The organism is Pseudomonas sp. yb_5 (genome assembly GCF_043103865.1).
Taxonomy (GTDB): Bacteria; Pseudomonadota; Gammaproteobacteria; order Pseudomonadales; family Pseudomonadaceae; genus Aquipseudomonas; species Aquipseudomonas putida_Y.
The window spans coordinates 1-10,303 of the sequence record NZ_JBICKE010000027.1; the positions used below are offsets into that span (position 1 = coordinate 1).

Annotated in this window: 11 protein-coding genes and 1 pseudogene; 11 read left to right on the forward strand and 1 reads right to left on the reverse strand. The window is 64.1% G+C overall.

The genetic code is table 11. The annotated features are described in order from the left end of the window. Positions 1-99 precede the first annotated feature (99 nt). The 3 genes from ACF8GF_RS03685 to ACF8GF_RS03695 all read left to right on the forward strand — a co-directional run bounded on the left by ACF8GF_RS03685 (position 100) and on the right by ACF8GF_RS03695 (position 2,565). Positions 100-723 (forward strand): glutathione S-transferase, encoded by a 624-nt coding sequence (locus ACF8GF_RS03685; RefSeq protein ID WP_176685445.1) that lies wholly within the window; start codon positions 100-102, stop codon positions 721-723. A 133-nt stretch (positions 724-856) separates the two neighbouring features. Then, a complete protein-coding gene (locus ACF8GF_RS03690) occupies positions 857-1,789 on the forward strand; it encodes an ABC transporter ATP-binding protein (RefSeq protein ID WP_176685446.1) in 933 nt (310 codons plus the stop codon). After that, on the forward strand, positions 1,786-2,565 hold the full coding sequence (locus ACF8GF_RS03695) for an ABC transporter permease (protein WP_003247128.1): 780 nt from the start codon (positions 1,786-1,788) through the stop codon (positions 2,563-2,565). Before ACF8GF_RS03690 ends, ACF8GF_RS03695 begins: the two co-directional genes overlap by 4 nt. 9 nt (positions 2,566-2,574) lie before the next feature. On the opposite strand, the pseudogene ACF8GF_RS03700 reads toward ACF8GF_RS03695, so the two are convergent. After that, positions 2,575-3,081 (reverse strand): annotated as a pseudogene (locus tag ACF8GF_RS03700) (DUF2062 domain-containing protein); the annotation flags it as partial. Positions 3,082-3,223: 142 nt separating this feature from the next. On the opposite strand from ACF8GF_RS03700, the gene ACF8GF_RS03705 reads away from it, so the two are divergent. The 8 genes from ACF8GF_RS03705 to murB all read left to right on the forward strand — a co-directional run bounded on the left by ACF8GF_RS03705 (position 3,224) and on the right by murB (position 10,134). Continuing rightward, on the forward strand, positions 3,224-5,440 hold the full coding sequence (locus tag ACF8GF_RS03705) for a DNA internalization-related competence protein ComEC/Rec2 (RefSeq protein ID WP_392487641.1): 2,217 nt from the start codon (positions 3,224-3,226) through the stop codon (positions 5,438-5,440). Between the two features lie 155 nt (positions 5,441-5,595). Continuing rightward, positions 5,596-6,231 (forward strand): MotA/TolQ/ExbB proton channel family protein, encoded by a 636-nt coding sequence (locus ACF8GF_RS03710; protein ID WP_176685449.1) that lies wholly within the window; start codon positions 5,596-5,598, stop codon positions 6,229-6,231. Beyond that, positions 6,228-6,662 carry a biopolymer transporter ExbD gene (locus ACF8GF_RS03715; RefSeq protein ID WP_176685450.1) on the forward strand — a complete coding sequence of 145 codons (435 nt, stop codon included), beginning with the start codon at positions 6,228-6,230 and terminating at the stop codon, positions 6,660-6,662. The genes ACF8GF_RS03710 and ACF8GF_RS03715 overlap by 4 nt, the downstream gene beginning before the upstream one ends. Continuing rightward, on the forward strand, positions 6,662-7,663 hold the full coding sequence (gene lpxK / locus ACF8GF_RS03720) for a tetraacyldisaccharide 4'-kinase (protein WP_392487642.1): 1,002 nt from the start codon (positions 6,662-6,664) through the stop codon (positions 7,661-7,663). The genes ACF8GF_RS03715 and lpxK overlap by 1 nt, the downstream gene beginning before the upstream one ends. 44 nt (positions 7,664-7,707) lie before the next feature. Continuing rightward, on the forward strand, positions 7,708-7,893 hold the full coding sequence (locus ACF8GF_RS03725; protein WP_003247142.1) for a Trm112 family protein: 186 nt from the start codon (positions 7,708-7,710) through the stop codon (positions 7,891-7,893). Then, entirely contained in the window at positions 7,890-8,654 is a 765-nt protein-coding gene (gene kdsB / locus ACF8GF_RS03730; protein WP_176685452.1) for a 3-deoxy-manno-octulosonate cytidylyltransferase, read from the forward strand. The genes ACF8GF_RS03725 and kdsB overlap by 4 nt, the downstream gene beginning before the upstream one ends. After that, positions 8,654-9,118: a low molecular weight protein-tyrosine-phosphatase gene (locus tag ACF8GF_RS03735; protein WP_176685453.1), complete on the forward strand. Its 465-nt coding sequence runs from the start codon at positions 8,654-8,656 to the stop codon at positions 9,116-9,118. The genes kdsB and ACF8GF_RS03735 overlap by 1 nt, the downstream gene beginning before the upstream one ends. Further along, entirely contained in the window at positions 9,115-10,134 is a 1,020-nt protein-coding gene (gene murB, locus ACF8GF_RS03740) for a UDP-N-acetylmuramate dehydrogenase (protein WP_176685454.1), read from the forward strand. The genes ACF8GF_RS03735 and murB overlap by 4 nt, the downstream gene beginning before the upstream one ends. Positions 10,135-10,303 lie beyond the last annotated feature (169 nt).

The window sequence follows — 10,303 nt, forward strand, 5'->3', positions numbered from 1 at the left end:
ATCACCGAGCGATGTAGGGGCTTGCCCGCGAAGAGGCCCGTACAGGCGGCGAAGGTCTGGAGTAGACTGTGCCACCTCCGCACTCAAAAGGATGTTGCCATGCTGAAGATCTGGGGCCGCAAGAATTCGAGCAATGTGCGCAAGGCGCTGTGGATCGCCCACGAGCTGGGCCTGGACTTCGAATCCATCGACGCCGGCGGCGCCTTCGGCGTGGTCAACGAGCCGCACTACCGCGCCCGCAACCCCAACGGGCTGGTGCCGATGCTCGAAGACGGCGACCTGACTTTGTGGGAATCCAACACCATCGTCCGCTACCTGTGCGCGGAGTACGGCACGGAGCAGGGCTGGTATCTGGCAGACCCACGCCAGCGCGCCCTGGCCGACAAGTGGATGGACTGGACCACATCGTCCTTCGCTACCCCATTCCGGCCCCTGTTCTGGGGCCTGCTGCGCACGCCGGAAGACCAACGCGACTGGGTGGCGATCAACGCCGCGCACAAGCAGTGCGCGCAATTACTGGCCATTGCCGACCAAACCCTGGCCAATCAGCCTTACTTGTCCGGTGACCAGATCGGTATGGGCGACATCCCACTGGGTAGCTTCATCTATGCCTGGTACGAACTGCCCATCGAGCGCCCGGACATGTACCACCTTCAAGCCTGGTATGAACGCCTGAAGCAACGCCCGGCCTACCAGGCCGCAGTGATGACCGCGCTCACTTGAACCCGCTTCGATAGTCATTATCAATAGATGTGACTGTACTTGTGCAGCCTGGCCTTGCACCATGGCTGCACTCACTGCGCCAGTGACTTTACCTGGCGTGTCCTGCACCTTTTTCTTCGGTAAGTGACCCGCTATGAGTTCCGCCCTGTCCATCCGACAGCTGACCAAGACCTACGGCAATGGCTTTCAGGCCCTCAAAGGCATCGACCTCGATGTTGCCGAAGGCGACTTCTTCGCCTTGCTCGGCCCCAACGGCGCCGGTAAGTCCACCACCATCGGCATTCTCTCGACCCTGGTGAACAAGACCAGCGGCACAGTGAACGTGTTCGGTCACGACCTGGACCGCGAGCCCTCCGCGCTCAAGCGTTGCCTGGGTGTGGTGCCGCAAGAGTTCAACTTCAACCAGTTCGAAAAGACCTTCGACATCGTCGTGACCCAGGCCGGGTACTACGGCATCCCGCCCAAGCTGGCCAAGGAGCGCGCCGAGCAGTACCTGACCCAGCTGGGCCTGTGGGACAAACGTGATGTGCAGTCGCGTTCGTTGTCCGGTGGCATGAAGCGCCGCCTGATGATTGCCCGTGCATTGATCCACGAACCGCGCCTGCTGATCCTGGACGAACCCACCGCCGGGGTGGATATCGAGCTGCGCCGCTCGATGTGGAGTTTCCTCACCGAGCTGAACCAGAAGGGCATCACCATCATCCTCACCACCCACTACCTGGAAGAGGCTGAGCAACTGTGTCGTAACATCGGCATCATCGATCATGGCACCATCGTCGAGAACACCAGCATGCGCCAGTTGCTGGGCAAGCTGCATGTCGAAACCTTCGTGCTCGACCTCAAGCAGGACCTGGTCGCGGCCCCGGTACTGCAGGGCTACCCGTGCCGGCTGCTGACCCCGCATACCCTGGAAGTGCAGGTGGAGAAGGACATCGGTATCACCGCGCTGTTCGGCCAGCTGGCGCTGCAGAACATCGAAGTGCAGAGCCTGCGCAACAAGACCAACCGACTCGAGGAGCTGTTCGTGTCCCTGGTGGAAAAAAACCTGTCGAAGGTGGCCGTATGAGTGTGGAACTGCGCACCAACTGGGTCGCCCTGAACACCATAGTCTACCGCGAAGTGCGGCGCTTCCTGCGCATCTGGCCGCAAACGTTGCTGCCGCCAGCGATCACCATGGTCCTGTACTTCGTCATCTTCGGTAACCTGATTGGCCGGCAGATCGGCGACATGGGTGGCTTCACCTACATGCAGTACATCGTCCCGGGGCTGATCATGATGTCGGTGATCACCAACTCCTACGGCAACGTGGTGTCGAGCTTTTTCGGCAGCAAGTTTCAGCGTTCGATCGAGGAACTGATGGTGTCGCCGGTATCGCCGCACACCATTCTCGTGGGCTATGTGCTGGGTGGGGTGCTGCGTGGTTTGGCGGTGGGTGTGATCGTGACCATCCTGTCGATGTTCTTCACCGACCTGCAGGTACACCACCTGGGCGTGACCGTGGTGGTTGTGCTGCTGACGGCCACCATCTTTTCGCTGCTTGGCTTCGTCAACGCAGTGTTTGCACGCAACTTCGACGACATATCGATCATCCCGACCTTCGTGCTGACGCCGCTGACCTACCTGGGCGGGGTGTTCTACTCGATCAACCTGCTCCCGCCGTTCTGGCAGACCGTGTCGTTGGCCAACCCGGTGCTGCACATGGTCAACTCGTTCCGCTACGGCATTCTAGGGGTGTCGGATATCAGCATTGGCACGGCGATCACCTTCATGCTGGTGGCCACTGCGGTGCTCTACGTTGTTTGCGTTCGCTTGCTGGTCAGCGGCCGCGGCATGCGTGCCTGAAGCCTTGCACCGGCATTGGCGACGACGCCACTGCCGGCCCACCCACGAGCGCCAATAGAGCATGGTGGTGAAGTAGCCAAGGATGCCCAGCACCACGCCGCATACCACCGAACCGAGCAGGAAGGGTTGCCACAGCGTGGCCAGCTGGTCGGTGATCCACTCGAAGGTCAGCTCGTCGGGCAGGGTGCGCGGCGGGATCTGCATCAGCCAGGCACCGGCCATGTAGGTCACGAAGAACACCGGTGGCATGGTCAGCGGGTTGGTCAGCCACACCAGGCTGATGGCGATCGGCAGGTTGCCGCGCACCGGGATTGCCAGGGCTGCGGCCAGTAGCATCTGCATGGGAACGGGAATAAGCGCCGCGAACAGGCCCACACCCATGGCCCTCGCCACCGAATGGCGGTTCAGGTGCCAGAGGTTGGGATCATGCAGCAACTTGCCGAAAAAACGTAAGGACTTGTGTTCCCGAATGCTGGTCGGGTCCGGCATGTAGCGTTTGAAAAGTCGGCGCGGCATGTAGGCTCCCGGAGCGTTGACCCTGGCAGTATGCCCTTAATCCTGCTCGGCCTCGTTTAGAGTTTGTGACAATTGTTGAGCGAGCGTTGCCGGCGATTGGGCTATGCCTCAGAAGGTGATTTGCCTTCTGGAGCTCTACCTCATGCGCACAGGGATGTTTGCGCTCGCGCTCGGGCTGTTGTGCCTGGGCTTTCTTCCCGCATTGCCATCGGTCGGATGGTTGATAACCCTGGCAGCCTGCGCTGTCGGCAGCCTGTTTACCCGCGTCTGGCCGCTGGGGTGGTTTCTGCTGGGCTTGTGTTGGGCGTGCGGGTCTGCTCAGCAGGCCCTTGATGATCGTCTGGCTGTCGGCCTGGAGGGGCGCACCTTGTGGGTGGAGGGGCGGGTGGCGGGTTTGCCGGCGCGCACTGCACACGGTGTGCGTTTCGAGCTGGAAGCGCCACGCTCGCGGCGGGCCGAACTGCCTCAGCGTTTGCAACTGAGCTGGTTCGACGGCCCGCCGCTGCGGGCGGGCGAGCAGTGGCGGCTGGCTGTGACCTTGCAGCGCCCGGACGGGCTGCTGAACCCGCATGGGCCTGACCGGGAAGCGCAGTTGCTGGCCCGACGGGTAGGCGCTACGGGTACGGTCAAGGCGGGGCAGTTGCTGGCGCCAGTCGCCGGTGGTTGGCGCGATGCGCTGCGTCAGCGCTTGCTGATGGTCGAAGCCAATGGCCGGCAGGCAGCGTTGGTGGCACTGGTGCTTGGCGATGGTGCGGGCATGGCCCGGGAGGACTGGCAGACGTTGCAGGCCACCGGCACGGTGCACCTGTTGGTGATCTCTGGCCAGCACATCGGCCTGGTCGCCGGTTTGCTCTATGGCCTGGTCGCCGGGCTGGCGCGTTGGGGGCTATGGCCGGCAAGGCTACCGTGGTTACCCTGGGCCTGCGGCCTGGCCATGGCCGCAGCGCTGGCCTACGGGTGGTTGGCTGGCGGTGGGGTGCCAGTGCAGCGGGCCTGCCTGATGCTGGCCGTGGTGCTGCTCTGGCGTCTGCGCTTTCGCCACCTTGGCGCGTTTTTCCCGTTGCTGCTTGCACTGGTCGCCGTGCTTGTCTTCGAGCCGCTGGCGGCGCTGTTGCCGGGGTTCTGGCTGTCGTTCGCCGCCGTGGCCACGCTCATCTACTGCTTCAGTGCCCGGTTGGGTGGTTGGCGGCCCTGGCAGGCCTGGACGCGTGCGCAATGGGTGATCGCCATTGGCTTGCTGCCGGTGTTGCTGGCCACGGGCTTGCCGGTGAGCCTGAGTGCGCCGCTGGCCAACCTTGTGGCGGTGCCGTGGGTCAGCCTGGCAGTCTTGCCGTTGGCGTTGCTGGGCACGCTGATGCTGCCGCTGGCGGGCGTTGGCGAGGTGTTGCTCTGGCTGGCAGGTGGCCTGCTGGATGTGCTGTTCCGCGGGCTGGCGCTGGTGGCGCAGCAGCGCCCGGCATGGGGGGCGCCGGCCCTGCCGTTGTGGGCCTGGTTGCTGGTGTGTCTGGGCTCTCTATTGGTTTTGCTGCCTCGTGGTGTGCCGCTGCGCGGGTTGGGAGGGGTGATGCTGCTGGCGCTGTGGGTGCCCAGGGAGTCGGTACCGATCGGCCAGGCCGAGGTCTGGCAGCTGGATGTCGGCCAGGGGCTGGCGGTGCTGTTGCGTACCCGGCATCACAGCCTGCTCTACGATGCCGGACCGGCAAGGGGGGAAAGCGACTTGGGGGAACGCGTGGTGCTGCCGACCTTGCGCAAGCTGGGGGTGGGCGGCCTGGATGTGATGGTGATCAGCCATGCGCATGCCGACCATGCGGGCGGTGCCGGGGCCATTCAGCGTGGTTTGCCGATCGAGCGGACAATTGGTGGGGAAGCGCTGGTTGATGTTCCGTTGCAGCCTTGTGCCAGTGGCGAGCAATGGGACTGGGATGGCGTGCGCTTTTCACTGTGGCGCTGGGTGGACGGGCAAAGCAGCAATGATCGTTCCTGTGTGCTGTTGGTCGAGGCGCAGGGCGAGCGCTTGCTGCTGGCGGGAGATATGGAAGCCGCTGCCGAACGGGCCTGGCTGGCGGACACTGAAGTGCCGCGTATCGACTGGCTGCAGGCGCCGCATCATGGCAGCCGCAGTTCGTCCACCGAGGCGTTCGTCCGGGCTACCGCACCGCGCGGGGTATTGATTTCGCGGGGGCGCAACAACAGCTTCGGGCACCCGCACGTGCAGGTGGTCGAGCGGTATAAGCGGCATGGGGTGGTGATGCATGATACGGCAGTGGAGGGGGCATTGCGGTTGGTGTTGGGGCGGCATGGGGAGGTTGAGGGTGTGCGCCGACAGCGGCGATTCTGGCGTGATGTGGGTGGTGGCTGATCTGGCCCTTTCGCGGGTAAACCCGCTGCCACAGGTACTGCACGGCCCAGAGGGCCGACCCGGTAGCCCGACAGCCTAATTCCCTGACCTCCGGCAGATGAGCCCTCGGCGCGCCTATGGTAGAGTGGCGGCCTTTTTCCGAAGGGGCGTTTATTGTGTGGGAATTGGTCAAGTCCGGTGGTTGGATGATGCTGCCGATCATTCTGAGCTCCATCGCTGCCATGGCTATCGTCGTCGAACGCCTGTGGACCTTGCGCGCCAGTCGCGTCACCCCGCCGCACCTGCTGGGCCAGGTGTGGATTTGGATCAAGGACAAGCAACTGACCAGTGACAAGCTCAAGGCCCTGCGTGCCGATTCGCCACTGGGTGAAATCCTCGCGGCGGGCCTGGCCAATTCGCGTCACGGTCGGGAGATCATGAAAGAGTGCATCGAGGAGGCCGCCTCGCGCGTCATCCACGAACTGGAACGCTACATCAGCACCCTCGGCACCATCGCCGCCATGGCGCCTCTGCTGGGCCTGCTGGGCACCGTGCTGGGCATGATCGACATTTTCAGCGCCTTCATGGGCTCGCAGATGACCGCCAACGCCGCCGTGCTGGCCAGTGGTATCTCCAAGGCCCTTGTCACCACTGCGGCTGGCCTGATGGTCGGTATCCCGGCAGTGTTCTTCCACCGTTTCCTGCTGCGCCGCATCGATGAACTGGTGATCGGCATGGAGCAGGAGGCGATCAAGCTGGTGGAAGTGATCCAGGGTGACCGTGAAGTGGAAGTGGCCGGAGGCAAGGCGTGAAGTTCCGGCGCAATCGCCAGCGGGAGAACGTCGACATCAACCTGGCGTCGCTGATCGACGTGGTATTCGTCCTGCTGCTGTTCTTCGTGGTTACCACCACCTTCACCCGCGAAACGCAACTCCGCGTCGAGCTGCCCGAAGCCACCAGTGCCGAGCGGGCGCCGGCTGACCCGGGCAAACTGGTGGAAATCACCATCAGCGCCGAAGGCGTGTATTCGGTGAACAACCACCTGCTCCCCAAAAGCGACCTGGCCACCCTGAGCGAGGCCATAGAGCGCGAGTCGGGCGGCGACAACAAGTTGCCGCTGGCCATCAGCGCCGACGGCAAGACCCCGCACCAGGCTGTGGTCACCGCAATGGATGCTGCCGGCAAGCTCGGTTTCAGCCAGTTGCGCATGACCACCGTCGAGGCGGCCCAGGGCACGCCTTGATGGCTTTCGCCGACCGCTTGCTCGCCGCCTGGTACGCCGGGCATCCGGCGCTGGTGCTGCTGCGTCCGCTGGAGGCCCTGTATCGCCGCGTGGTCACGCGCAAGCGGGCACGGTTTCTAAGGGGGGACAGTGCCAGCTACCGGGCACCGGTACCGGTCATTGTGGTGGGCAACATCACCGTCGGTGGCACCGGCAAGACGCCGATGATCCTCTGGCTGATCGAGCACTGTCGCCAGCAGGGGCTGAAGGTGGGCGTGGTCAGCCGCGGTTATGGTGCCAGGCCGCCGCAGCTGCCCTGGCGGGTGCAGGCCGATCAGGCGGCCGATCAGGCGGGCGACGAGCCGCTGCTGATCGTGCAACGCACCGGCGTGCCACTGATGATCGACCCCGATCGCTCCCGTGCCGTGCAGGCATTGCTGGCAAGCGAACCCCTAGACCTGATCCTGTGCGACGACGGTATGCAGCATTACCGCCTGGCCCGTGACCTGGAACTGGTGCTGATCGACGCTGCCCGCGGCCTGGGCAATGGCCGCTGCCTGCCGGCGGGGCCCTTGCGTGAGCCGGCCGACCGCTTGCGTGAGGCTGACGCGGTGCTGTTCAACGGCGCCAGCGAAGACCGCACCGATGGTTTCGGTTTCTGCCTGCAGCCGTCCGCCCTGGTCAACGTGCGCAGTGGCGAGCGCCATGCGCTCGACCATTTCCCCACCGGCCAGCGCCTGCATGCGGTGGCCGGTATCGGCAACCCGCAACGTTTCTTCAACACCCTGCTGGGGCTAAACTGGCAGCCGGTGCCGCATCCCTTCGCCGACCATGCGCAGTTCAGTGCCCGGAGCCTGGCCTTCAGCCCGCCACTGCCGCTGGTCATGACCGAGAAGGACGCGGTGAAATGCCGGGCCTTTGCCGCTGACGACTGGTGGTACCTGGCCGTCGAAGCCCAGCCTACGCCGGCTTTCAGCACCTGGCTCGACAGCCAGTTGCAACGCTTGTTGCGCAAACCCTGAGCCCGTTTTCAATTTCCGGCCACCTGGCCTAAAGGAAGCCTCCAATGGACACCAAACTGCTCGATATCCTGGCCTGCCCGATCACCAAGGGCCCGCTCAAGTTGAGCGCCGACAAGACCGAGCTGATCAGCAAAGGCGCTGGCCTGGCCTACCCGATTCGCGACGGTATCCCGGTCATGCTGGAAAGCGAGGCACGCACCCTGACCGACGACGAGCGTCTTGACAAATGAGCCTGGAATTTACGGTAGTAATCCCCGCCCGGCTGCGCTCCACCCGCCTGCCAGGCAAACCGCTGCTGCTGATTGCCGGCAAGCCGATGGTGCAACATGTGTGGGAGCAGGCCCGCAAGAGCGGTGCCAGCCGTGTGGTCATCGCCACCGACGACACCAGCATCCTCGAAGCCTGCCAGGCCTTCGGCGCCGAAGTGCTGATGACCCGTGCCGATCATGAATCGGGCACTGACCGCCTGGCCGAAGTGGCCGCGTACCTCGGCTTGCCGGCTGACGCCATCGTGGTCAACGTGCAGGGCGACGAACCGCTGATCCCACCGGTGATCATCGACCAGGTGGCGGCCAACCTGGCTGCGCATCCGGAAGCGGGCATCGCCACCTTGGCCGAGCCGATCCATGAGCCGGAAACCGTGTTCAACCCTAACGCGGTCAAGGTAGTGAGTGACAAGAATGGCCTGGCCCTGACGTTCAGCCGAGCGCCGCTGCCCTGGGGCCGCGATACCTTTGCCAAGGGCCGCGACGTGCTGCCGGAAGGGGTGCCATATCGCCGCCATATTGGCATGTACGCCTACCGTGTCGGCTTCCTGCACGACTTCGTCAGTTGGGGCCCATGCTGGCTTGAGCAGGCTGAAGCGCTGGAGCAACTGCGTGCCCTGTGGCACGGCGTACGCATTCACATCGAGGACGCCATCGAGGCGCCTGCCGTGGGCGTAGACACCCCGGAGGATCTGGAGCGCGTACGGCGCTTGCTGGAGGCCTGATGCGCGTCCTGTTCGTGTGCCTGGGCAACATCTGCCGCTCGCCAACTGCCGAAGGCGTGCTGCGCCATCAATTGCATGTCGCCGGGCTCGCCGACAAGGTGCAGGTGGCTTCTGCCGGCACCGGCGATTGGCATGTCGGCAAGGCGCCAGACAGCCGCACCTGCAAGGCGGCGCTGGCGCGTGGTTACGACCTGTCGCAGCAACGCGCCCAACAGGTCAAGGCATCGCACTTCGCCGAATACGACCTGGTGTTGGCCATGGATGAGCACAACCTGCGCGATCTGCGGGCCCTGCGCCCGTCCACGGCAGTGGGTGAACTCGACCTGTTCCTGCGCCGCTACGGTGCAGCCCTGGATGAAGTGCCAGACCCTTACTATGGTGGCGCCGACGGCTTCGAGCAGGTGCTGGATCTGGTGGAGGCGGCTTGCCAGGCGCTGGTACTGGAAATCAAGGGGCGTCTATGACAGTGCAGTGGCAGGAGCAGGTATCGCTCAAGCCTTACAATACCTTCGGCATCGACGTGAAGGCGCGCTATTTCAGCCAGGTGCAGGACGACCAGCAGGTGCGTCAGGCGCTGGGCCAGGCACAGCAAAGGGGCCTGCCGGTACTGGTGATCGGGGGTGGCAGCAACCTGCTGCTGACCCGCGATATCGATGCACTGGTGCTGCACATGGCCAGCCGCGGTCGGCGTGTGCTCAATGACGATGGCGAGCGTATCGTGGTCGAAGCCGAGGCCGGTGAACCATGGCACGCGTTTGTGCAGTGGGCGCTGGCGCAGGGCTATTGCGGGCTGGAGAACCTCAGTCTGATCCCCGGCACCGTCGGGGCTGCGCCGATGCAGAACGTGGGCGCATACGGGGTGGAGATCAAGGACGTATTCGCCGGGCTGACAGCCCTGGACCGTGAGACGGGCGAGCTGCGGGACTTCAGTTTGGCAGAATGTGCTTTCGCCTATCGCGACAGCCTTTTCAAGCGCAACCCCGGCCGCTGGTTGATCCTGCGTGTGCGCTTTGCCTTGACCCGCACCCTGCACGCTCATCTGGATTACGGCCCGGTGCGCCAACGCCTGTCTGAGCAGGGTGTTACCGAGCTGACCGCGCAAGCGATCAGTGATGCAATCTGCAGCATTCGCCGCGAGAAGCTGCCAGACCCGGCAGAGCTTGGCAATGCCGGGAGCTTCTTCAAGAACCCGGTGGTAACGGCTGATCGGGTCGAGCGTATTCGTGCGCAGTATCCCGGCGTCGTGGCATACCCCCAGGCTGATGGTCAGGTGAAATTGGCGGCGGGCTGGTTGATCGAGCAGGCGGGCTGGAAGGGCCATCGTGAGGGTGATGCTGGCGTGCATCGCTTGCAGTCGCTGGTGCTGGTCAACTATGGGCAGGCGAGCGGGGCGCAGATGCATGCGCTGGCGCGGAAGATTCAGGCGGACATCTTCGAGCGGTTTGGGGTTGAGCTGGAGATGGAGCCTAATCTTTACTGATTTGCCGGCTGTGAACCCCCGTAGGAGCGGGTTTACCCGCGAAAGGGCCGGGCCTGGTGGCCAATTTCCACCTGCTGTTCACCGTTGCCGCCGCCACCGTATTCGCGGGTAAACCCGCTCCTACACGCTGATCGGTGGTGGATATACATCGGGGGGTGGACACAGGCCA